The 23,134-nt window shown below is 61.4% G+C and carries 21 protein-coding genes; 13 read left to right on the top strand and 8 right to left on the bottom strand.

The window, feature by feature from the left end; translation table 11 throughout:
- Positions 1–369: 369 nt before the first annotated feature.
- Entirely contained in the window at positions 370–1,398 is a 1,029-nt protein-coding gene (locus tag IB246_RS24235) for a DUF6515 family protein (RefSeq protein WP_008044572.1), read from the top strand.
- Here IB246_RS24235 and IB246_RS24230 read toward each other — a convergent pair.
- Both IB246_RS24230 and IB246_RS24225 read right to left on the bottom strand, forming a co-directional pair.
- A complete protein-coding gene (locus tag IB246_RS24230) occupies positions 1,383–2,291 on the bottom strand; it encodes a cation diffusion facilitator family transporter (RefSeq protein ID WP_008044574.1) in 909 nt (302 codons plus the stop codon). The genes IB246_RS24235 and IB246_RS24230 overlap by 16 nt on opposite strands.
- A 29-nt stretch (positions 2,292–2,320) precedes the next feature.
- On the bottom strand, positions 2,321–2,740 hold the full coding sequence (locus tag IB246_RS24225; RefSeq protein WP_008035153.1) for a hypothetical protein: 420 nt from the start codon (positions 2,738–2,740) through the stop codon (positions 2,321–2,323).
- A gap of 109 nt (positions 2,741–2,849) precedes the next feature.
- Here IB246_RS24225 and hrpB point away from each other — a divergent pair, with 109 nt between their 5' ends.
- Complete coding sequence (gene hrpB / locus IB246_RS24220) at positions 2,850–5,366, top strand: ATP-dependent helicase HrpB (RefSeq protein WP_008044576.1); 2,517 nt, start codon at positions 2,850–2,852, stop codon at positions 5,364–5,366.
- Between the two features lie 221 nt (positions 5,367–5,587).
- On the opposite strand, the gene IB246_RS24215 is transcribed toward hrpB, so the two are convergent.
- Entirely contained in the window at positions 5,588–6,517 is a 930-nt protein-coding gene (locus IB246_RS24215; RefSeq protein WP_008041256.1) for a LysR substrate-binding domain-containing protein, read from the bottom strand.
- 225 nt (positions 6,518–6,742) lie between these two features.
- On the opposite strand from IB246_RS24215, the gene IB246_RS24210 reads away from it, so the two are divergent.
- The 5 genes from IB246_RS24210 to IB246_RS24190 all read left to right on the top strand — a co-directional run bounded on the left by IB246_RS24210 (position 6,743) and on the right by IB246_RS24190 (position 12,647).
- The gene (locus tag IB246_RS24210; protein ID WP_008041258.1) at positions 6,743–8,233 is read left to right on the top strand and encodes an aldehyde dehydrogenase; all 1,491 of its coding nucleotides are present in this window, start codon (positions 6,743–6,745) and stop codon (positions 8,231–8,233) included.
- Between the two features lie 21 nt (positions 8,234–8,254).
- Positions 8,255–9,625, top strand: a complete 1,371-nt coding sequence (locus IB246_RS24205) for an aspartate aminotransferase family protein (RefSeq protein ID WP_008041264.1) — start codon at positions 8,255–8,257, stop codon at positions 9,623–9,625.
- A gap of 398 nt (positions 9,626–10,023) precedes the next feature.
- Entirely contained in the window at positions 10,024–11,010 is a 987-nt protein-coding gene (locus IB246_RS24200; protein ID WP_008041266.1) for an ABC transporter substrate-binding protein, read from the top strand.
- A 9-nt stretch (positions 11,011–11,019) separates the two neighbouring features.
- Positions 11,020–11,823 (top strand): ABC transporter permease, encoded by an 804-nt coding sequence (locus IB246_RS24195; protein ID WP_008031757.1) that lies wholly within the window; start codon positions 11,020–11,022, stop codon positions 11,821–11,823.
- Positions 11,811–12,647 carry an ABC transporter ATP-binding protein gene (locus tag IB246_RS24190; protein ID WP_008031755.1) on the top strand — a complete coding sequence of 279 codons (837 nt, stop codon included), beginning with the start codon at positions 11,811–11,813 and terminating at the stop codon, positions 12,645–12,647. The genes IB246_RS24195 and IB246_RS24190 overlap by 13 nt, the downstream gene beginning before the upstream one ends.
- Before the next feature lie 127 nt (positions 12,648–12,774).
- Here the strand turns inward: IB246_RS24190 and IB246_RS24185 are convergent, their stop codons facing one another.
- Both IB246_RS24185 and IB246_RS24180 read right to left on the bottom strand, forming a co-directional pair.
- Positions 12,775–13,854 carry an endonuclease/exonuclease/phosphatase family protein gene (locus IB246_RS24185; RefSeq protein ID WP_008041268.1) on the bottom strand — a complete coding sequence of 360 codons (1,080 nt, stop codon included), beginning with the start codon at positions 13,852–13,854 and terminating at the stop codon, positions 12,775–12,777.
- A gap of 66 nt (positions 13,855–13,920) precedes the next feature.
- On the bottom strand, positions 13,921–14,595 hold the full coding sequence (locus IB246_RS24180; RefSeq protein WP_032828940.1) for a YciC family protein: 675 nt from the start codon (positions 14,593–14,595) through the stop codon (positions 13,921–13,923).
- A gap of 178 nt (positions 14,596–14,773) precedes the next feature.
- Between IB246_RS24180 and IB246_RS24175 the strand changes: the two genes are divergently transcribed.
- The 3 genes from IB246_RS24175 to IB246_RS24165 all read left to right on the top strand — a co-directional run bounded on the left by IB246_RS24175 (position 14,774) and on the right by IB246_RS24165 (position 16,758).
- On the top strand, positions 14,774–15,517 hold the full coding sequence (locus IB246_RS24175; protein WP_008041270.1) for a DUF2076 domain-containing protein: 744 nt from the start codon (positions 14,774–14,776) through the stop codon (positions 15,515–15,517).
- Between the two features lie 127 nt (positions 15,518–15,644).
- Complete coding sequence (locus tag IB246_RS24170) at positions 15,645–16,124, top strand: NYN domain-containing protein (protein ID WP_008031749.1); 480 nt, start codon at positions 15,645–15,647, stop codon at positions 16,122–16,124.
- Positions 16,125–16,146: 22 nt separating this feature from the next.
- Positions 16,147–16,758, top strand: a complete 612-nt coding sequence (locus IB246_RS24165; protein WP_008041272.1) for a PolC-type DNA polymerase III — start codon at positions 16,147–16,149, stop codon at positions 16,756–16,758.
- 105 nt (positions 16,759–16,863) lie between these two features.
- Here the strand turns inward: IB246_RS24165 and IB246_RS24160 are convergent, their stop codons facing one another.
- Positions 16,864–17,316 (bottom strand): Lrp/AsnC family transcriptional regulator, encoded by a 453-nt coding sequence (locus tag IB246_RS24160; protein ID WP_008041273.1) that lies wholly within the window; start codon positions 17,314–17,316, stop codon positions 16,864–16,866.
- Positions 17,317–17,482: 166 nt separating this feature from the next.
- Here IB246_RS24160 and yedA point away from each other — a divergent pair, with 166 nt between their 5' ends.
- Positions 17,483–18,409: a drug/metabolite exporter YedA gene (gene yedA, locus IB246_RS24155; protein WP_008041275.1), complete on the top strand. Its 927-nt coding sequence runs from the start codon at positions 17,483–17,485 to the stop codon at positions 18,407–18,409.
- Positions 18,410–18,474: 65 nt separating this feature from the next.
- A complete protein-coding gene (locus tag IB246_RS24150; protein ID WP_008031738.1) occupies positions 18,475–19,809 on the top strand; it encodes a DEAD/DEAH box helicase in 1,335 nt (444 codons plus the stop codon).
- A gap of 120 nt (positions 19,810–19,929) precedes the next feature.
- On the opposite strand, the gene IB246_RS24145 is transcribed toward IB246_RS24150, so the two are convergent.
- Both IB246_RS24145 and IB246_RS24140 read right to left on the bottom strand, forming a co-directional pair.
- Positions 19,930–21,171, bottom strand: a complete 1,242-nt coding sequence (locus IB246_RS24145) for a TIGR03862 family flavoprotein (protein WP_008041907.1) — start codon at positions 21,169–21,171, stop codon at positions 19,930–19,932.
- 282 nt (positions 21,172–21,453) lie between these two features.
- Positions 21,454–22,374, bottom strand: a complete 921-nt coding sequence (locus IB246_RS24140; RefSeq protein ID WP_008041909.1) for a histone deacetylase — start codon at positions 22,372–22,374, stop codon at positions 21,454–21,456.
- Between the two features lie 87 nt (positions 22,375–22,461).
- On the opposite strand from IB246_RS24140, the gene IB246_RS24135 reads away from it, so the two are divergent.
- The gene (locus IB246_RS24135) at positions 22,462–23,031 is read left to right on the top strand and encodes a GNAT family N-acetyltransferase (RefSeq protein ID WP_008041912.1); all 570 of its coding nucleotides are present in this window, start codon (positions 22,462–22,464) and stop codon (positions 23,029–23,031) included.
- Positions 23,032–23,134 lie beyond the last annotated feature (103 nt).

The following is a 23,134-nucleotide window of genomic DNA, read 5'->3' as shown; positions in this document are numbered from 1 at the left end:
TGTTTATTTGAGCAATCTTCGCAATCCTCTGCCGGCGCCCCAGGCCTATTCTTATCACCAGAATCACTGCTCGGACAAACAGTCCACAGCGACTCGCCCAATCAGGCCAGTCGCGGCCGCCACCCCCACCGGGGATGTGCCGGCCCCCGAGCTACACACTGTCCAGAAGACGGCGTGAGGTGAGCCGACGTCATAAGCGTCGAGCACGGACGAAGTTCTCAAAGGGAGGCCGACGGGTCTCCCTTTTCTTTTGCCCGCAATTTTTCACCCGCCCTCAATAAATAAGTTGCGCGACTGATAACCTGTTGCAGAACCGGCCTGTGCTTTCCCAGTCTTACGTACAGGCCCTAACCCGCAGTGAGGAAAAGCATGAAGTCGCGCATCTGGCGTTTGGCCGGTGTTGGTTTGCTGTGTGTCAGTGTCACTGCGCAATCGCTGGCCGATGAGCCGCAGAACCGGGGTCCCGACAACGGACAGCGTGGGGACGGTCATCAGGGCAACAATCAGGGCCGTGGTGGCAACAATCAGCCGCGTCCGCAAAACAACGACATCATTCGTGGCGACAACAGTCGTCAGTTCGAGAACAACGGCCAGTCGCGCAATGGCGGGCAGTGGCAGAACAATCAGCCGCGAGACAACCCGCCGCGCGACTTCAACAGTCCCGTGCGGCCACCACCGCCGCCGCCACAATTGCCGGCCAACGATTTGCCGATCCAGGGCCGGCCCGACACCGTGCGCCAGACCCAGCAGCCGCAACGTGGTTACTATCAGGACATCCCGCGAAACAATGGTTACAACCAGCAATGGCAGACCGGCGGGCCGGGTTCACGTCCCGACGATCATCATTGGGCCGGTCGCCCGAATGGCCACGGTAACGGTTGGGGGCCAGGCCCGCAGTACCGTCCCGGGCATGTGATCGACCGCTTCCCGGACCGCGACTATCGCGTGCCGTATCGTGGGCAGGATTATTTCTTCTCCGGCGGCTATTGGTATCGCCCGCTCGGCCCGCGTTATGTCGTGGTACAGCCGCCGCGCGGGATTCGCGTCAGCTACCTGCCTGATTACGCCCGTGAAGTGTGGATCGGCGGCGCGCTGTTGTTCCTGGCGGCGGGCTCGTACTACGCCTATCAGGAAAGCACTCAGGATTACGTGGTGGTCGAGCCGCCCGTGCAACCGCAACCGACCGGCAATGGCTATGACGTGGTGGCGTATCCCGCCAACGGGCAGTCGCCGCAGCAGGTCAATCAGGACGGCTACGAGTGTTATCAATACGCAGTGCAGCAGAGTGGCTTCGATCCGCGCACGGCCACCTACCAGCCGGATCCGTCGGTGGTGCAAGCCTACCGTCAGGCCCAGGGCAACTGCCTGAGCAGTCGCGGGTATCAGGTGAGTTTCTGATTTGCCTTGGCGGCCTTCACCACTTCCTGCGGGTCGGCGTGCACCAGCACCTCGGCTCGCGGGTACACCGCGTGAATTGCATCGGCCGCCTGATCGCTGATGCCGTGGGCGACTGACAGGGTCAGCTCCCCCGGCAATTCCAGGTGCAATTGCACGAACCACTGGTTGCCGGAAACCCGTGTGCGCAGGTCATGCGCGCCCAGCACCCCCGGTACGCTGCAGGCCAGTTCGAGCATGTGTTGGCTGACGTCTGGCGGCAGCTCCTCGTCCATCAGCACCTTAAAACTTTCCCGGGCGATTTGAATGGCGCTCCAGAAGATGTAAGCGGCGATCCCCAATCCAAACCACGCGTCCATCTGATGCCAGCCAACCCCGGCCAGCACCAGTGCAACCAGAATGCTGCCATTGAGCAGCAAGTCCGAACGGTAATGCAGGGAATCGGCACGCACCGCGTTGGAGCCGGTGGCCTTGACGACCCGATGCTGCAACATCAGCAGGACCAATGTCAGCGCCAGGGAAAACACGATCACGCCGATGCTGATCCACGGCGCACCCACCGGTTCCGGATGCTTGAGCCGATCAAACGCCTGCAACGCAATCAGCACCGCACTGCCACCAATGAACAACGCCTGCGCCATGCCCGCCAGCGATTCGGCCTTGCCGTGCCCGTAACGGTGATCTTCATCGGCGGGGCGCAAGGCGTAATGCACTGCCAGCAGGTTGAGCAACGAGGCGATACCGTCGAGGGCCGAGTCGGTCAACCCGGCGAGCATGCTCACCGAACCGCTCAACCACCACGCGATGGCTTTGGCGACGATCAACGTGCACGCCACCGCCACCGAGGCACGGGTCGCCAGCCGCAGCAGGCGGGCGTGTTCGGAGCTGGAAATCATAAGTGCGGCTATTCCTTTATGTGCACGGATTACGCGGCAGGTTGCAGGCCGAGCAAGGCCAGTTGCTGAGTGCTGCCCTTGTGTTGAATCAAACGTGGATCGTCCAGCGGGAAGCTGCGGCCCAGTTCGGTTTCAAGAATAGTCTGCAACTTGTGGGTATCGACCTTGCCGTCGGCACCGATCGCTTCCTTGAGTTTTTCCGGCGCCACCTGCGCGGTCTCGCCCGGTGCGTAGTAAATCGCGCCGGTGGCGAAATCCACGGCAAACGCGATCAGGCCGGGGATGATGTAGAACAGCAGGCCCACGGCATCCAGCGCGGCGATGGCCGGGTCAATCTTGCCTTCGATCTGCCCGCGGCGATCAGGGTAGAAGATCGAGCCGCAAGCGGTTACCTGGGTCAGCAAGGTGGCAACCAATACACCGCCAATCAGGCGAAAGGGAACACGCATATGAAATCTCCTGGGTAATTTCAAAACGAAAGGGCGTCTCTATGAATTAGGACCCTGATAAACGCCGAGCAGTTCGCCGTTATACTCGGCCCTCTGTTTTGGAGCCAGCATGATTTCTTTGCCGATTGATGAAGTTTTACCCGCCCTGCGTGAAGCCTTGGCGACACGCCACGAAGCCGTGCTCGAAGCACCGCCCGGCGCCGGTAAAACCACCCGTGTTCCATTGGCCCTGCTCAACGAGCCGTGGCTGGCCGGGCAGACCATTCTGATGCTTGAACCGCGTCGGTTGGCTGCACGTGCGGCGGCTGAGCGCTTGGCCAGTGAGCTGGGCGAGAAGGTCGGTGAAACCGTCGGTTATCGCATTCGGCTGGACAGCAAAGTCGGGCCCAGGACGCGGATTGAAGTGGTCACCGAAGGCATTCTCACCCGGCGCTTGCAGGATGATCCGGCGCTGGAAGGCGTGGGCTTGCTGATCTTCGACGAATTTCATGAACGCAGTCTTGATGCCGATCTGGCCTTGGCCCTCAGCCTGAATGGCCGGGAACTGTTCCGCGATGATCAACCGCTGAAAATTCTTTTGATGTCGGCCACCCTTGAAGGCGAACGCCTGGCCGGGTTGCTCGATGACGCGCCGATCCTGCGCAGTGAAGGGCGCATGTACCCGGTGGCGATGCGCTGGGGCCGACCGTTCCAGCCCGGTGAGTTCATCGAACCGCGCCTGGTGCAAACCATCCTCGAAGCCTTGAACGATGAAACCGGCAGCCTCCTGGTGTTCCTGCCGGGGCAAGCGGAAATCCGCCGGGTGCATCAACAACTGGCCGATGCGCTGGGCGAAAACACACAGGTGTTGCTCTGCCCGTTGCACGGTGAACTGGACCTCGCCGCGCAACGCGCCGCGATTGATCCAGCCCCGGCGGGCAAGCGCAAAGTGGTGCTCGCGACCAACATCGCCGAGACCAGCCTGACCATCGACGGCGTGCGTGTGGTGATCGATGCCGGGTTGGCGCGGGTGCCGCGTTTCGATCCGGGCAGCGGCATGACCCGCCTCGACACGCAGCGCATCTCTCGCGCCAGTGCCACGCAACGTGCGGGGCGGGCAGGGCGGCTGGAGCCGGGCGTGTGTTATCGCTTGTGGTCGCAGGATCAACACGAGCAACTGGCGGCGTTTGCCAGTGCGGAAATTCTTTCGGCGGACCTTGCCGGTCTGGCGTTGCAACTCGGTCGCTGGGGCGTGACACCGACGCAATTGGTGTGGCTCGACGTGCCGCCCGCCGCCGCGTATGCCCAGGCTCAGGACTTGCTTGATCGCCTCGGCGCACTGGATGGCGAAGCGCTGACCCGACACGGTCAGGCCATGGCCGAACTGCCGGCGCATCCGCGCATCGCTCATTTGCTTCTGCGCGGTCAGGCGCTGGGCTTGGCTGACATGGCGTGCGATGTCGCGGCGTTGCTCGGCGAGCGGGATATCTTGCGCGGTGCCGGCGCCGATCTGCACAGTCGACAGGTGCTGTTGTCCGGCGAAGAGCGTGCTGCACGCGGCGCTCAGGGCGGTGTTCAGCGAGCGCGGCAACTGGCGCGTCAATACCGTGGTTATCTGCGTGGCAAGGCGTCGGAACCGGTCAGCGATCCGGAGCATCCGCGCTGGCTCGGCGCCTTGCTGGCGCTGGCCTATCCCGACCGTGTTGCGCAACAACGTCGAGCGGGTGGCGCGGAATATCGCCTGGCCAACGGTCGTGCGGCGTTGTTCGCCGAAGCCGACAGTTTGATGAAACAACCGTGGCTGGTAATCGCCGATCTCGGCAGCCGTCAGGGGCAGCGCGAGGAACGGATTTATCTGGCGGCGGATTTCGATCCGGCGTTGTTCGATTCGGTGCTCGCCGAACAGGTGCGGGTGGTCGATCAGCTGGATTGGGACGAGCGCGAAGGCGTGTTACGCGCCGAGCGTCAGCGCAAGGTTGGCGAGTTGATCCTCAGCCGTGAACCGTTGACCGGGCTCGATGAAACCGCGCGCAGTCAGGCGCTGGTGAATCTGGTGCGGCGCAAGGGGCTGGAGCTGTTGCCGTGGACGCCGGAGTTGCGTCAGTGGCAGGCGCGGGTGGCGTTGTTGCGGCAGTTGGACATGGCCAGCAAGGATCAGAGTGAGTGGCCGGATGTCAGTGATGCTGCGCTGCTCAGAAGCCTTGAACACTGGTTGATGCCGTATCTGGGGAAGGTTTCGCGGCTCAGTCATTTTGCCAATCTGGATCTCTCAAGCATTGTTCATAACCTATTGCCGTGGCCGCTGCCGCAACGGCTCGATGAGCTGGCACCGCATCATTTGAGCGTGCCGTCGGGGTCGTCGATTCGTCTGGATTACAGCGAGCAGCCGCCGATTCTGGCGGTGCGGTTGCAGGAGTTGTTCGGTTTGGCCGAAACCCCGCGCATCGCTGGCGGGCGGCAGGTGGTGAAGTTGCATCTGTTGTCCCCGGCGCGGCGGCCGGTGCAGGTGACACAGGACCTGGCGAACTTCTGGCGCAGCACGTATGCCGAGGTGAAAAAGGATCTGAAGGGGCGGTATCCGAAGCATTACTGGCCGGATGATCCGTTGGTGGCTGAAGCGACCGCACGAATCAAACCCCGGAAGTGAGGTGCCCCCCGCTGTAGGAGCCGGCTTGCTGGCGATGGCGTCCGTCCAGTCAATAAATCAGCGGCTGACCCACCGCTATCGCCAGCAAGCCGGCTCCTACAGGTTTGCGTTTGCCTTGATCCCTCATACATCCACGCACCTTGTAGGAGCCGGCTTGCCGGCGATGGGGCCCTTGGATGTTGCATCGGTCTTTCGGACGCCATCGCCGGCAAGCCGGACTCCTACAAGGTCGGGTGTGATCTTTCGGCCTTGGCGGTGAGCTGTTCGCGGCAGTAATCGGCAAACAACTGCGCCGGTTTGGTCAACTGCCCGCGCTTCAGCCACGCCGCCACCAACCCCGAGCCGGTGACGTCTTCGACGATGTCCACGCACACCACTTTCTGCCCGTCGTAGGTGCACTCCGAGTGCGGGCGGGTGACCAGGATCGAGAAGCCGAACCCTTGGCCGACCATGCCCCGAACCATCTCGATCGACGGTGAGCTGAACGCAATGTTCGGCGACAGGCCCAGTTCTTCGAACAGGCTGACGAAGTAGGTCCGGCTCGGTTGCACGTCCAGCAGAATCATCGGCTCCAGGCACAGATCGCGCAGGGACACTTGCTTGAGTTGGGCAAAGCGATGATCCGCCGGCAGCAATGCATAAGGCCGCTGCGCCGGCATCAGGGGTTCAGTTTCGATGGTGGCGTCGAGGTCGTGTTCATAGAGGATCGCCAGGTCGAAGGTGCCCGAGGTCAGGCCTTGCACCAACTCCTGCTGTTCGCCGTCACGGATGCGGATTTTCACGCCGGGATACAGCGCCGAGAACCCGGCAATCAATTGCGGCAGGTACAGCGGCGCGACGGTTTCGAAGCAGCCGATGTCGATTTGTCCGGCCACCACGTCATTGTCGGCCAGGGCGTTCTGTTCGAACTCCTTGGCCATGCGCAACAGTTCCTGGGCTTTGCGGTAGAAGCGTGCGCCGCTGGGCGTCAGGGACACGCCTTGTGCGTGATGACGGATCAGCAATTGCACGCCGAAGCTGTCTTCCAGGCCTTTGATCGCCGTGGAAATGGCCGGCTGGGCGATGTACAGCTTGCGCGACGCCTCGGCAACGCTGCCGCATTCGACGGTGGTGATGAAGTACTTCAATTGACGCAGGTTGTAGGCAGCCACGGCAAACCTCGGGGTGGATGGACTCGACATCCAGCAATTTTTGCGCCGACTGCGTCCGTTCTGACGACGGTGTTGTTGTGCCTGAACAATAACCACATACCGCACGACCGGGGAGATGGGCTGCCCAGTTTTTTCATGGTCTGCGAAGACATTTTTACTATTTTTCCTCGACACGGGCCTGGGCCACCATCCAATTCACAAGAAAAGCCCATGGAGCATCTGAACGTGTTCGAGCTTACCTACTGGCAAAACAAGGCCGCTGCGCTGGCGTTTCCCGACCAGGCCCTGATTGATGGCAAACCCCGTTCGGCGCAGTCGGGGCAAACCTTCGCCGCGATCAACCCGGCCACCGGCCAGCGCCTGGCCAACGTGACAGCGTGCGGTGATGAAGAAGTGAATGTCGCCGTCAAAAATGCGCGGCAGGTGTTCGAGGCCGGCACCTGGTCGGCGCGTTCGCCAAACGAGCGCAAGCAAGTGCTGCTGCGTCTGGCTGATCTGATCATGACCCACCGCGAAGAACTGGCGCTGCTGGATTCGCTGAACATGGGCAAGCCAGTGATGGACGCCTACAACATCGACGTGCCGGGCGCCGCCGGGGTGTTTCGCTGGTACGCCGAAAGCCTCGACAAACTCTACGACCAGATCGCTCCGAGCGCGCAGAACGTACTGGCGACCATCACCCGCGAAGCGCTGGGCGTGGTCGCCGCCGTGGTGCCATGGAATTTCCCGCTGGACATGGCTGCATGGAAACTCGCGCCCGCGCTGGCGGCAGGCAACTCGGTGATCCTCAAACCCGCCGAGCAATCACCGTTTTCTGCCCTGCGTCTGGCCGAGTTGGCGCTTGAAGCCGGCTTGCCAGCAGGCGTGCTCAACGTGCTGCCCGGTCTCGGCGAGCAGACCGGCAAAGCCCTCGGTTTGCACCCGGACGTCGATTGCCTGGTGTTCACCGGCTCCACCGAAGTCGGCAAATTTTTCATGCAGTATTCCGCGCAATCGAACCTGAAACAGGTGTGGCTGGAGTGCGGCGGCAAGAGCGCCAACCTGGTGTTCGCCGATTGTCAGGACCTGGATCTGGCGGCCGAGAAAGCCGCGTTCGGCATCTTCTTCAATCAGGGCGAAGTGTGCTCCGCCAACTCGCGGTTGCTGGTGCAGCGTTCGATCCATGACGAGTTCGTCGAGCGTCTCAAGGCGCAGGCCGAACGCTGGCTGCCGGGCGATCCGCTGGACCCGTCGAGCAGCGCCGGGGCGATCGTCGACAGCCGTCAGACCGCGCGCATCATGAAGTTCATAGAGCAAGCCCAGCGCCAGGGTGCGACCAAGGTGTGCGGTGGTCGGCAGTCGATTTTCAACGGCTCCGACAACTTCATCCAGCCGACGATTTTCACTAACGTGAGCCCGGACATGCCGCTGTTTCGCGACGAGGTGTTCGGCCCGGTGCTGGCCGTCACGGCGTTCGATGACGAGGCACACGCCTTGCAGCTGGCCAACGACAGCGTCTACGGCCTGGCCGCTTCGCTGTGGACCGACGACCTCAATCGTGCCCACCGTGTGGCGCGGCAATTGCGCGCCGGTACGGTGTCGGTGAACAGCGTCGATGCGCTCGACGTGACGGTGCCGTTCGGCGGCGGCAAGCAGTCCGGTTTCGGCCGTGACCTGTCGCTGCACTCATTCGATAAATACACCCAGTTGAAGACCACCTGGTTTCAACTGCGCTAATAACAAAACGGAGAACTGGCGATGACCACACCACGTGAAACCCGCGACTACCAGGCCGCCGACGCTGCGCACCACATCCACGCATTCGTCGATCAGAAAGCGCTCAACGATGAAGGACCGCGGGTGATGGTCCGTGGCGAGCGCCTGCACCTGTGGGACAACGATGGTCGGCGCTACCTCGACGGCATGTCCGGGCTGTGGTGCACCAACCTCGGTTACGGCCGCAAGGACCTGGCGGCGGCAGCGGCTCAGCAGCTTGAGCAATTGCCGTACTACAACATGTTTTTCCACACCACTCACCCGCAGGTGATCGAGCTCTCGGAGCTGCTGTTCAGCCTGCTGCCGGGGCACTACAGCCACGCGATCTACACCAACTCCGGCTCCGAAGCGAACGAGGTGCTGATCCGCACCGTGCGCCGTTACTGGACCATCCTCGGCAAGCCCGAGAAGAAAGTCATGATCGGTCGCTGGAACGGTTACCACGGTTCGACGCTGGCAGCGACGGCGCTCGGTGGCATGAAGTTCATGCACGAAATGGGCGGCATGCTGCCGGACATCGAACACATCGACGAGCCGTACTTCTTCGCCCATGAAGGCAACCTGACCCCGGCTGAATTCGGCCTGCGGGCGGCGCAACAACTGGAAGCGAAGATTCTCGAACTGGGCGCGGACAAAGTCGCCGGGTTTATCGCCGAGCCGTTCCAGGGCGCGGGCGGGATGATCTTCCCGCCAGAGAGTTACTGGCCGGAAATTCAGCGGATTTGCCGCAAGTACGACGTGCTGTTGTGCGCCGACGAAGTGATCGGCGGCTTCGGTCGCACTGGCGAATGGTTCGCCCATGAGCACTTCGGTTTCGAGCCGGACACCCTGTCGATTGCCAAGGGGCTGACCTCTGGTTACATCCCCATGGGCGGGCTGATCCTGTCGAAGAAAATGGCGCAAGTGTTGGTGGAGCAGGGCGGCGTGTTTGCCCACGGCCTGACCTATTCCGGACACCCGGTGGCGGCAGCGGTGGCCATCGCCAACCTCAAGGCGTTGCGCGATGAGGGGGTGGTGACGCGGGTCAAGGACGACATCGGGCCGTACCTGCAACAGTGCCTGCGCGAAGTGTTCGGCAATCACCCGTTGGTGGGGGATATCCAGGGTGTCGGGATGGTGGCGGCGTTGCAGTTGGCCGAAGACAAAACCAGTCGCAAGCGCTTTGCCAACGAGAATGATATTGCCTGGCGCTGCCGCACGATTGGGTTTGAGGAAGGGGTGATTATTCGTTCGACGCTGGGGCGGATGATCATGGCGCCGGCGTTGATTGCCAGTCGGGAAGAGGTTGATGAGTTGGTTGGCAAGACGCTGAAAGCGGTCGATCGTACGGCTCAGGAATACGGCCGGCTCTGATGTAGCCGAAGGTCCTGCGGACCTTTTCGCGGGCAAGCCTCGCTCCTACAGGTTTATTGTCGACCTCGGATTTTAGGCCTGACACATAACCTGTAGGAGCGAGGCTTGCCCGCGAAAGCTTTTGCCGATTCACCCCACCTCTCACCTTTTGCACAAAGCCCGTGCACCCCCGCCAACCCCGCCCTTTTACCGCGCACGCTACCCAGTTTTTTCATCACTCCCACCGACATATTTCCTAATTTTCCTTCTCCCCACCTTGGTCCAACATCGACCTCGCCAGTCAGCCGAACACTGCCCACCCAAAGGTCCATCAGAGACCACCCGTGGCAGCTCTTCTCCAAAGGCTGCTGGCCGTACTGCCCATGACAAAACTAAATCAACAGCTTTGGGAGTGCTCCATGATCAAGTCCTTGCTAACCCGCGTCGCTCATCCACTGGCGATCACCGCCATCGCCGCCACGGTCGCCACCAGCGCCCAGGCCGGCACCCTGTCCATCGGCCATACCACATGGGTCGGTTACGGCACGCTCTACCTCGCCCAGGACCTGGGCTACTTCAAGGAAGGCGGTTTGACCGTCGAGTTGCCCGTCGTCGAAGAGGCTTCGATGTACATGGCTGCGCAAGCCTCGGGCGAATTGTCCGGCTCGGCGTCGACCATCGACGAAGTACTGAAATACCGTCCGCAATTCTGCTTCAAGGCCGTAGCCGCACTCGATGACAGCCATGGCGGCGACGGTGTTCTGGTGGGCAAGGACATCAAGAGCCTGCAGGAGCTGAAAGGCAAAGCCGTGGCGGTGAACGAAGGTTCGACTTCGCAGTTCTGGCTGTCGTACTTGCTGAAAAAACACGGCATGAGCATGAGCGACATCACCGTGCAGAACATGACGGCCGACGACGCCGCCACCGCGTTCATCGCCGGTCGTGTGCCTGCCGCCGTGACCTGGGAACCGCACCTGTCGATGGTGCGTGACAAGAAACAAGGCAAAGTGCTGATCGACAGCAGCAGCACGCCTGGCGTGATTGTCGATGTGGTCGCGCTCAACTGCACGGTCATCGAGAAACAGCCGGAAGACGTCAAGGCGTTGGTCGCCGGTCTGTACAAAGCAGTGCAGTACACCAAGGACCATCCGCAGGAAGCCTACAAAATCATGGCCAAGGGTGTTGGCGGCTACCTCGCCGATCCGAAGGAACTGGAAGCCGCCGCGCAAGGCGTGCGCTTCTACGATCAGGCCATGAGCGAAAAACTCCTGGGCTCGCCGGGCAATCCGGGCGACAGCGAACCGTTGATCAAACTGGCCAACGAAACCGCCAGTGAATTGCAGGGCAAACCCTACAACGTCAGCAATGACGACCTGATCGACAACCGTTTCGTCAGCCCGCTGTAGGAGGTTCGCATGTTCAAGCGCAATTCATGGCTGAGCCGTTGCATCACGCCCAAGACCGGCTTGCCGGTTTCGGTGATCTGGAGCGCGAGCGGCCTGGCCTGGGTGTTGTTGGTTGGCCTGTGGGCCGGGTTGTCTTACGGCGGCGTGGTGCCGGGCATGTTCTTGCCGACGCCGGGCGCGGTGGTCGAAGCCGCCGTGCGCCTGAGCCGCGACGGCACGCTCGGTTTGCACGTGTGGGCCAGTCTTGAAGTGGTGGTGGTCGGTTTCGTCGTTTCGTCGCTGGTGGCGGTGCCGCTGGGGTTACTGATGGGCAGCTTCCGCATCGTTCAGGCGTTCCTCGAACCGATGGTCAATTTCATCCGCTACCTGCCGGTGACCTCGTTCGTGCCGTTGTTCATTCTGTGGATCGGTATCGGTCTGGAGCAGCGTGTCTCGGTAATCATCTTTGGTGTGTTTTTCCAGCAACTGGTGATGATCGCGGACGTGTCCAAAGGCATCTCCAAGGACTTGATCAACGCCTCTTACACACTCGGTTCGAACCGCCGCGATGCGGTGTTGCATGTGATCGCGCCGGCCTCGTTGCCGGGTGTACTCGACACCTTGCGCGTGACCATGGGCTGGGCCTGGACGTACCTGGTGGTCGCCGAACTGGTCGCCGCTTCCAGTGGCCTGGGTTACTTGAGCCTTAAGGCCATGCGCGGCTTTCAGGTGGATGTGATTTTCCTCGCCATCGCGATCATCGGCCTGTTGGGCCTGGTCACCGATCAACTGTTCCGTTTCCTTCGTCTGAGGATTGCCGCATGGGCTCAGTAACCGCCGTCAACCCGCGTATCGTCACACCGATGGCTGCCCCGGCCTACGCCGCGCCTCGTTTGCAAGTGGACAAAGTCAGCCTGCGTTACCAGAAGCCCGACGGCGGCGTGTTCACCGCGCTGGATCAGGTTTCGTTCGAAGTTCCGGATCAGCAATTCGCCGTGCTGGTCGGGCCGTCGGGCTGTGGCAAGTCGAGTTTGCTGTACCTCACCGCCGGTTTGAACGAGCCCACGGAAGGCGAGATCTACGTCGGCGGCCAGCAAGTTCAAGGGCCTGGCGCGGACCGCGGCATGGTGTTCCAGAGCTACACGCTGTTCCCGTGGCTGACCGTGCGACAGAACGTCGAGTTCGGCCTCAAGCGTCGCGGCATGGCGGCGGCGCAGCGCAAGGACATCGTCGATTACTACGTCAACGAAGTCGGCCTCAGCGGGTTCGCTGACAACTACGCCAAGCAACTGTCCGGCGGCATGATGCAGCGTGTGGCGATTGCCCGCGCTTTGGCCAATGACCCGCAGATCCTGCTGATGGACGAACCCTTCGGCGCCCTCGACAGCCAGACGCGCCTGCAAATGCAGCAGCTGTTGTTGCGCGTTTGGGGTAACAGCAAGAAGACCGTGCTGTTCGTGACCCACGACATCGACGAGGCGATTCTGCTGGGTGACCGCGTCTACGTGATGGGCGCCAGGCCTGGGCGGATCAAGCAGATTCTGGACGTGCCGATTGAACGCCCACGGACCCTGGACATGGTCATGGAGCGCTCATTCATCGAGATGAAACGCGATATTTTCGGGCTGCTGCATGATGACCTGGAGGAGGTGCATTGAGTGTCACGCAATCCCCTGTAGGAGCCGGCTTGCCGGCGATGAGGCCATAACATCCAACATCTTCGTTGACTGACCCACCGCTATCGCCAGCAAGCTGGCTCCTACAGGGGATTGTGTTTGGCAGGGGTTACGGCGCAGCCGGCAGGAGGAACCGCGCAATCACCGGCAGGTGATCGGAGATCCGCAAGGTATCGTCCTGTCGCACCGTCGCCTCGACCCGTTTGATCCGAGGGCTGTAAAACAGGTAGTCGACGGTGCGGTCCGGGCCGTTCAGGCCTGGATCATTCGGGTAGTGCGTCAGCCAACGTGCCCGATCGATGCCGCTGGCTTCATTGTTGGTCGGGATCATCGGGTACTTGTCCCACAACAGGTGCAGCGCGCTGTCGGCGGAGTAGGGCGTGCGTTGTTCGGTGGGCAGGCGTCGATATTGCCCCAGCGGCAACAGGTTGAAGTCGCCGCCGATCAGCCACGGGGTGCTATGGCTTTCGTATTTGTCGAGGACTTTGGCCACCGCCGTCACCTGAGTCTGTAACGTTTCGTCAGGTTGGGTGGCGCGGTCCAGATGGGTGTTGAGGACGGCCAATTGCCCGCCGTCACTCAACGGCAGGTAAGTGACCAGCAAGGCATTTTTCGGCTGGAACTGACGGCTGATGAAGTTAGTCGGCGCGACCGGCAGTTGCAGGCGTTCGGCGTGTTCGATCCGGTAGCGGCTGAGGGTTGCCAGTTGCCGGCCGACACTGCCGAAGATGTGCGGTTGCGGGACGAAGTCGGCTTTCCAGTCGAAGGCATGGGCGCTGCACGGATAGAGATCGGCGAGGCGTTCCTGAAGCAGTTTGAACTGGTTCTGGTAATCGCTGGCCTTGGCGCCGTCATCGAGCTCTTGCAGCAACACGAGGTCCGGTTGTTCGTCGCGAATCACCCGCGCCACTTCATCGAGGCTGAAGGCCATGTCTTCAGGCGTCGGTTTTTCGTCGTCGCCGGCGGCCAGGTCATTCCAGAACACATAGCGCTTACCCGCCAGGTACTGAACGTTCCAGGTCATCACTTTCAACGCCTGGCCGGGCACCAGTGTCGGTGCTTGAGCGTTGCAACTGACGGGCAAAACTTCCTTGGCTTCGGGGCGCCAGGTCAGGCTGTAGATCAGCAAGGCAATCAGGCCGATTGCTATCAACAGGCCCAGCAGGGTGTAGCGCAGTAGTCGGGTCATGGCTCGGCTTATAGCGTTACAAAAGATGGACCCGAGCATAACCGAGAGCCGGGCCGAAGCCCACGATCAGAGCGGCCGGTCGATTTTCTCGGGAACGTCGCTGATCAGCATGAACAAACGGAACAACACCACGCTGGTGAACAGTTGCAGGAAGCTGTGGGCGCTGTCGATCAGCAGGGAAATCACCGGGTTCTGCGGTTCCGGATACACGTTGAGCGTCACACCCTTGAGCACCCACAACGGGCCCATCACACACAGGATGCACACCAGAATGCGCAGGAAATGACCGCGGGTCAGGCGCAGGCTTTCCTTCATTGCCGCCAGCGGCGCCAGGCCGCGCAGCACCAGCAGGTATTCGCTGAACGCCAACGTCACCATCAGCCAGATGCCCGGCAGGAAGTACAACGACAGGCCGAGCAGGATCATCAATGTATTGAGCGCCGTGAGCAGGGCGAAGCGCGGCCACAGGTACGCGGACCTCGCCAGCAGGTCACGGTTGCGCGGCGATTCGCCACGGCTGCGCGCGTCGAGAAACAGGATCAGGGCGGCGGTGTACAGCGGGTATACCAGCAGGCCGACGATCACGCTCACGCCGGGAAAGCTGTCCGGCACGGTGTTGTGGTCGACCACTTGTTGCAGCAGCGCTTCGAAAATCACCAGCGGCAGGCACAGCCGCACGATCTGGCTCAGATTGCGCTTGAAGAAATACAGCGAGTCACGCAGTACATCGAACGGATTCATCAGTCGGTATCGCAGGTTGAAAGCAGTGGCCCACTTTAACCGATGCAGCGCGTCGGGGCGCAAACGTAAACGTTCGGTAAAGGTCATTGAAACAACTTGTTTCAGCCTCCATTAAGGTCGAGCGCCGTATCCTCCCTGGAGAAGGTCAACGATTTCCCCGGCAATCTACGAGGTCGCCATGAACACCGAAGAGCAAACCCTGATCGATGGACTGTTTTCCCGGCTGCAACAGGCCGAAACGGACGCAGCCCCGCGCGATGCCCTGGCCGAGGCGCGGATCAAGGAACATCTGGCTCGCCAACCCGCGGCGGGCTACTTCATGACCCAGGCGATTCTGGTGCAAGAGGCAGCGATCAAGAGCCTCGACGCACAGAACAAGCAACTCACCGAGCAAATCCAGCAATTGCAGGCCGAACTGCAATCGGCCAAGTCCCAGGCACCTGCTCCGGCGCCGAGCAGCGGTGGGTTCCTGTCGAGCATTTTCGGTGGCAGTTCCCGTGAAACGCCTGCGCCAAGTGCACCGCCCTCCAGCGGCGGCTGGCGTGAGCCGGGACGGCCTTCGTTCAACGCGCAGCCGCCACAGCAGAATTTCGCTGCGCCGCCACCGCAGCAGAACTACGCGCCGCAACAGCAGGCGCCGGCGGTTGGCAGCGGTTTCCTCGGCGGCGCACTGAAAACTGCAGCGGGTGTGGCGGGTGGCGTGATGCTGGCACAAGGCATCAGCAGCCTGTTCCATCACAACCAGCAGCCGGAAGTGGTGGAAGTGATCAAGGAAGAGCCGGCTCAGGTCAACGATCACAGCGGTGACAACGGCTGGGACGATGACCAGCGCGTGGCTGACAACTCCCAAGACTATGCCGACACCGACTACAACGATGACAGTTCATCGTTCTTCGGCGGCGACGACGATTCCTTCGTCTGACACGCCATTCGTCCGGAGCGCTGCGGCGCTCCGGGCCGATTATTCGCGGAACAATCCTCCGGGCTGGCATACTGGGCAACTTTTCGGGCCCGGTGCCTGATCCCGCCTGCGCGAAAGAGGATGCACGGTGAAAAAAATTGCAGTGTTCGCCGATGTCCAGAACCTCTACTACACCGTGCGTCAGGCCTATGGTTGCCACTTCAACTACGCCGCGCTGTGGGCTGACATCAGCAAGCAGGGCGATATCGTCGAAGCCTATGCCTACGCGATCGATCGCGGCGACAGCAAACAGCAGCAGTTCCAGCAGATCCTGCGCAACCTCGGTTTCACCGTGAAGCTCAAACCCTACATCCAGCGCAGCGACGGCTCGGCCAAGGGCGACTGGGACGTGGGCATCACCCTCGACATCATGGACGCCGCCGATCACGTCGACGAAGTGGTGCTGGCCTCCGGCGACGGTGATTTCGACATGTTGCTGGAGCGCATCATCGCCAAGCATGGCGTGCAAGCGGTGGCCTACGGCGTACCGGGCCTGACGGCCAACTCGCTGATCCGCGCCGCCAGCCGCTACGTGCCGATCGAAGGCGCGTTGCTGCTCAAGAATTGATTTTTACGGAGTTGAAACAGGTTTGGAACGCATAGCAGTCATCGACTTTGAAACCACCGGGATCTCCCCGAGCAGCAGCTGCCGGGCCACGGAAATTGCCGTGGTGATCCTTGAACAGGGGCGCATCGTCGAGCGTTACCAAAGCCTGATGAACGCCGGCGTACGCGTCCCGGCCTTCATCGAACAACTGACCGGCATCAGCAACGCCATGCTGCGCACCGCGCCATCGGCGGAACAGGTGATGAACGAGGTCAACGAATTTGTTGGCACCACGCCGCTGCTGGCGCACAACGCCGCGTTCGACCAGAAGTTCTGGGACTTTGAACTGGGGCGGATCAAGCGTACGCGGTTGCAGAATTTTGCCTGCTCGCTGCTACTGGCCCGTCGGTTGATGCCGGCTGCACCGAATCACAAGCTCGGCACCCTCACCACCTTCGCCCAACTGCCTGACACCGGTAAAGCTCACCGGGCGATGGCTGACGCCGAGATGGCGGCCAACCTGACGGCGCATCTGGCGCAGGAATTGCGGCAGAAGCATGGGTTGCGCGAGTTGTCCCATGATCTGCTGGTCAGCCTGCAGAAAGTCCCGGCGGCCAAAATCAACGAACACCTCAAGCGCCATCGCGGGTTTTAAGTTCAGCGGTGTTCGGACGGGCCTCTTCGCGGGCAAGCCTCGCTCCTACGGGTACGATGAAATCCTGTAGGAGCGAGGCTTGCCCGCGAAACGTCATCCGCATCACTACTTACCGTTCCCCTCCAACTGCCCCAACGGCACGCGCTTCTCTATCGCGCTCGACAACACAATCGACGTCTTGCTGAACCCGAATGTGGCAATCCGGTTGATCAGCTCTTCCAGCTCCGGCATCGAACCCACCGCCGCTTGCATGATCACGCACGGATCACCCGTCACCCGGTGACATTCGGTCAGCTGTGGGATTTTGATCAGGTCGTCGTAGGCTTTCTGGTTGCCGTGCTGATTCAGGCGCAGTTCGATCACGCACTGGATCGGCAAGCCCAGCTTGGCCATGTCGACTTTCGCCTGATAACCGGTAATCACCCCGCTGGCCTCAAGTTTGGCCACGCGCTCGGCCACGGCCGGGGCGGACAGGTTCACTTTGCGTGCGAGGTCGGCGTAGGACGCACGACCGTTTTCCAGTAGGGCGCTGAGGAGCATGCGGTCGTATTTGTCCATGAGCGAATTCCTGAAAAATGGCTGACTTTCGAAAGCACGGTTTATAGCGCTGATCTCCGTGATTTGAAAAGTGTACCGGCGCTATAAACAGGTTTTGTAACTTATTTTCTGCTGTTCGCCTTTCTAGAATAGCTGTTCATTTGTCCTTGCCTGCGAGCTGCCCCCCATGCCTGGCCTCCGTCGTTTTCCCTTGCCGTTGATCGCTGCCTTTTTCGCCTTGTACGTGATTTGGGGCTCGACTTACCTGGTGATCCGCATTGGCGTGGAGTATTGGCCGCCCTTGTTGCTCGCCGGTATTCGCTTCGTCATTGCTGGCACGTTGATGTACGCGTTCCTGCGCTGGCGCGGGGCACCTGCACCGACCTGGGCGCAGTGGAAAGCGGCGGGGATCATCGGGATTTTGCTGCTGGCGTGCGGTAACGGCGGGGTCAGTGTGGCGGAGCACATGGGCGTCGCTTCCGGCGTCGCGGCATTGGCGGTGGCGACGGTGCCGTTGTTTACCTTGCTCTGCGGATATTTCTGGGGTGCGCGTAATACCCGTCTCGAATGGGCGGGGATTGTGCTCGGGTTGATCGGCATCGCCATGCTCAACCTCGGTTCCAACCTGCAATCGAGCCCGCTGGGTGCGATGTTGCTGATCTTTGCGGCGGCGGCCTGGGCGTTCGGTTCAGTCTGGAGCAAACACTTGCCGTTGCCCCAGGGCGCGATGGCCAGTGCCGTGGAAATGCTGGTGGGCGGCGTGGCGTTGCTGATCGGCAGTGCGCTGAGCGGCGAACACATGGAAGCCATGCCACCGATTGAAGGGTGGGCGGCGTTGGCCTACCTGACCTTCTTCGGTTCGATCATCGCCTTCAATGCCTACATGTACCTGTTGAAAAACGTGCGTCCGGCAGCGGCCACCAGTTATGCCTACGTCAACCCGGCGGTGGCGGTGTTGCTGGGGATCGTGTTTGTCGGCGAGACCATCGGCATCGAAGAAGCCCTGGCCATGCTGGTGATCATCAGTGCCGTGGTGTTGATCGGTTTGCCGCAGTGGCGCCGGGCGCCGGAACGACCTGCTGCGGTGGTGCAGACAGAATCGAGTGTGAATTAGGGTAAACTGCGCGCCATTGCACACTTGTTTCGCACAACCGCGCTGAATTTTCCTACGGTAATCCCATGACTTTCGCCACCCTTGGCCTGATCGAACCCTTGCTGCGCTCTCTCGAGACGCTCGGCTACCAGACCCCGACGCCGGTTCAGGCGCAAGCCATTCCGGCGGTGCTGGCCGGTCGCGACCTGATGGCCGCCGCCCAGACCGGCACCGGCAAGACCGCCGGTTTCGCGCTGCCGCTGCTGCAATTGCTGGCCATGGAAGGGCCGAAAGTCACCGCCAACTCGGTGCGCGCATTGATTCTGGTGCCGACCCGCGAACTGGCCGAGCAGGTTCACGAAGCCGTGCGTCAGTACGCCGAGAACCTGCCGCTGAGCACTTATGCGGTGTATGGCGGCGTCAGCATCAACCCGCAAATGATGAAGTTGCGCAAAGGCGTCGACCTGTTGGTGGCGACGCCGGGCCGTCTGCTCGATCTGTTCCGCCAGAACGCGCTGAAGTTCAACCAGTTGCAAACCCTGGTGCTGGACGAAGCCGACCGCATGCTCGACCTGGGCTTTTCCGAGGAGCTGGGGAACATTTACCGCGTGCTGCCGAAGAAACGTCAGACACTGCTGTTCTCCGCGACCTTCTCCGATGCGATTCGCCTGCTGGCCGGGCAAATGCTCAATGATCCGCTGAGCATCGAAGTCAGCCCGCGCAACGTTGCCGCCAACACCGTTAAACAGTGGGTGGTGACGGTGGACAAGAAGCGCAAGCCGGAGCTGTTCATCCACCTGCTGCGCAAGGGCAAGTGGAAGCAGGTGCTGGTATTCGCCAAGACCCGTAATGGCGTGGACGCGCTGGTGGAAAAACTCCAGGGCCTGGGCATCAACGCCGACGGCATCCATGGCGACAAACCTCAGGCTACGCGTCAACGTGCGCTGGACCGTTTCAAGGCCAGCGAAGTACAGATCCTGGTGGCCACCGATGTCGCGGCCCGTGGTCTGGACATTGAAGATTTGCCATTGGTGGTCAATTTCGACCTGCCGATCGTGGCAGAGGACTACATCCACCGCATCGGTCGTACCGGCCGTGCGGGTGCCACCGGGCAGGCCATTTCGTTGGTCTGCGCCGATGAAGTGAATTTGCTGTCGGCCATTGAGACGTTGACGCGTCAGACGTTGCCTCGGCAGATGGAACACGATTTCGAACCTGAGCACCGTGTGCCGGACACCGATGCCAGCGGTCAGGTGGTGAAGAAGCCGAAAAAACCGAAGAAGCCGAAGACGTCCAGCGGCGGTAAACGCAATCTGGGTAAATGGGTTGAGAGCGGGGATGCTTCGGCGCCGGAGCCTTCGATCAAGCCTGTGCGTAAGGTGCCGGTGTTTAATACTGGGCCGCGTAAGCGTAAGCCTTGATTGATTGCGGCGACTGTTAGGCCGCCTTCGCGGGCAAGCCTCGCTCCTACAGATTAGTGGTGTCCTGTAGGAGCGAGCGGTGCGGCGACCCGACTTGCCCGCGAAGGGCGCAACTCGGTCTCAAGCCTTGCGCTTGAGCCACTCCACCATCCCCAACCCCGCCGCTCGCCCACTGGCGAAACACGCAGTCAGCAGATAACCGCCCGTCGGCGCTTCCCAATCCAGCATTTCCCCCGCGCAGAACACGCCAGGCAACTGCTTGAGCATCAAACGTTCATCCATTGCCTCGAACATCACGCCACCGGCAGTGCTGATGGCTTCGTCCAGTGGACGGGTTTTCACCAATGTCAGCGGCAACGCCTTGATCGCTTTAGCCAACAACGCCGGATCGGCGAAGCATTCTGCCGGCGTCAATTCGCGCAGCAGTGCCGCTTTCACGCCATCTATCCCGAGCTGACTGTGCAGATGTTTGGACATTGAACGAGACCTGCGCGGTTTGCTCAGCGCCGCCTGAACTTTATCCACAGGCCGGCCCGGCAACAGGTCGAGATGAATGGTCGCCGAGCCCTGCTGATTGATCGCTTCGCGGATGGGCGCCGACAGGGCGTAGATCAAACTGCCTTCAATCCCGGTGGCCGTGATCACACATTCCCCAAGCCGAGGGATGTCGTCATTGAGACCGATCGCGATATTTTTCAGCGGCGCGCCGGCGAATTTGCTGACCATCAATTCGCTCCAGGCCTGCACCTCGAAGCCGCAATTACTCGGCTGCAGCGGCGCCAGTCCTACGCCGTGCTGCTCCAGTGGCAGCATCCACGTGCCGTCCGAACCCAGGCGCGACCAACTGCCGCCACCGAGGGCGAGCAGCGTTGCTTCGGGCTTCAGGGTTTTTTCACCCTCAGGACTTTCAACACGCAAACCACCGTTGTTATCCCAGCCGAGCCAACGATGGCGGGTGTGGATAACTACGCCGGCCTCTCGCAACCGTTTGAGCCAGGCGCGCAACAGCGGCGCGGCTTTCATGTCGGTCGGAAACACCCGGCCGGAGCTGCCGACAAAGGTTTCGATGCCCAGGTCATGAATCCACTGGCACAGCGCCTCGGCACCAAAGGCTCGCAGCAGCGGTGCAATCTGCGGTGCACGCTCGGCGTAGCGTGAGAGGAACGCCGGGTACGCTTCGGAATGGGTGATGTTCATGCCGCCCACGCCAGCGAGGAGAAATTTCCTGCCGACCGAAGGCATGCCGTCGTACAGATCGACCTTGATCCCTGCCTGGCTCAACACTTCGGCCGCCATCAGGCCGGCGGGGCCGCCGCCGATGATGGCGACTTTAGGGGGGAGGGCGGCGGAAGATTGGGTCATGGTGTGCGCTGCGGTTCGGCGGAATAAGCCGGGCATTCTACCAGCACGGTTAACTGTAGGAGCGAGCCTGCTCGCGATGGCGGTGGGTCAGTCAAAATCGATGTTGGATGTGAGGGCCTCATCGCGAGCAGGCTCGCTCCCACATTGGTTCCGGGGTGTTCATAAAATAGTGATCAAAAAACAACCAGCGCTCTGCATGCCATATGCAGCATGGCCTGTAGGCCCTTTCGCTCAGGTTATCCACAGGCAGTTCCACAGGCATTGTGGGTAAAGGCGCACACCTCAATGACAACCTGATGACGCCCACACCCGCTGTGCGCTGTGATGCAGGATGCCGTGCCGCCGCGCCAACGCCTTGCGGTCCTTGCTGTAGCCGCCGCCGATCACCCCGACCACCGGAATATCCCGCCCGAGGCAATGGCGCATCACGCTTTCATCCCGAGCGGCCACGCCTTCGTCTGTCAGCTTCAGGTAACCGAGCGCGTCGTCCTTATGCACATCGACACCGGCGTCGTATAGCACCAGGTCCGGCTGGTAGAGCGGCAGCAAATAATTCAGCGCGTCGTCGACGACCTTGAGGTAGTCGGCATCGCCCATGCCCTTGGGCAGCGGGATGTCCCAGTCACTTTCGGCCTTGCGTGCAGGAAAGTTCTTCTCGCAGTGCAGGGAAACGGTCACCGCGTCCGGGGTGTTGTGCAGAATCCGCGCAGTCCCGTCGCCCTGATGCACGTCGCAATCGAAGATCAGCACCCGATTCACACGACCGCTTTCCAGCAGGTAATGGCTGATCACCGCCAGGTCGTTAAAGATGCAGAACCCCGCCGGGTAGTCGTAATGCGCGTGATGCGTGCCGCCGGCCAAGTGACAGGCCAATCCATGTTCCAGCGCCTGTTCCGCCGCCAGTAGCGAACCGCCGACCGCCCGCACCGTGCGCCGGGCCAGGGCTTCGTTCCACGGCAGGCCAAGACGCCGCTGGTCTTCGCGGGACAACTCGCCGCTCATGTAGCGTTCGATATAGGCAGCGTCATGTGCGAGGGCGAGAATTTCCGGCGGGCAGAGTTCCGGGCGCAGCAGGTCGGCGTCCCGGGTCAGCCCGCTGTCCACCAGGTGATCGCGCAGCAGGCGAAACTTGTCCATGGGGAAGCGGTGTTCCGCCGGGAACTCGGGGCTGTAGTCTTCGTGGTAGATCAGTGGCAGCGGCATGACGGGCTTTTATGAGTACGGCGTGTAGGAATGAGTGAACGATCCTACCAGCGATGTAGACTTGCGGCATGGAAACGGAGGGGCACGATGGAGCCGATACTGGAACTCGAGAGCGCGCGACTGCTGTTGCGGCAGTGGCGTGACGAGGATTTGCCGGCGTTTGCGGCGATGTGCGCCGATCCACAGGTGATGCGTTATTTCCCGGCGCCCTTGAGTCGACTGGAAAGTGCTTCGCTGATCGGACGGATTCGTGGGCATTTCGCCGAGCATGGTTTTGGTCTCTGGGCGCTGGAGCGCAAGGACACCGGTGCATTCATCGGTTTTACCGGGCTCGGCGTGGTCGGTTTCGACGCGCCTTTCACGCCGGCCATCGAGATTGGCTGGCGCCTGGCCCGCGAACACTGGGGCTTGGGTTACGCCAGTGAGGCGGCGTGGACCGCTCTGCGCTGCGGGTTTGACCGGGTGGCGCTGCAAGAAGTCGTGTCCTTCACCACGGAAACCAACACGCCATCGCAGAAAGTCATGCAGGCCATCGGTATGCACCATGATTCAGCCGGTGACTTCGACCACCCGAAACTCGCGGTCGATCATCCTCTGCGTCACCATGTGCTGTACCGCATCACCCGTGAACAATGGCTGCAAACCTTGCATGGATAAGACGGCCCGGACGTTTACAATGGCGCCAATGATGGCCCTGGCCGGAAACTGAATCGACCGCCGCAGCCAAGACTGCGCGGCATTGCGATGTGTGAGGAGAGTC

The organism is Pseudomonas sp. PDM01, assembly GCF_014852325.1.
GTDB lineage: Bacteria > Pseudomonadota > Gammaproteobacteria > Pseudomonadales > Pseudomonadaceae > Aquipseudomonas > Aquipseudomonas migulae.
This window is presented reverse-complemented; position numbering and strand designations above follow the sequence as displayed.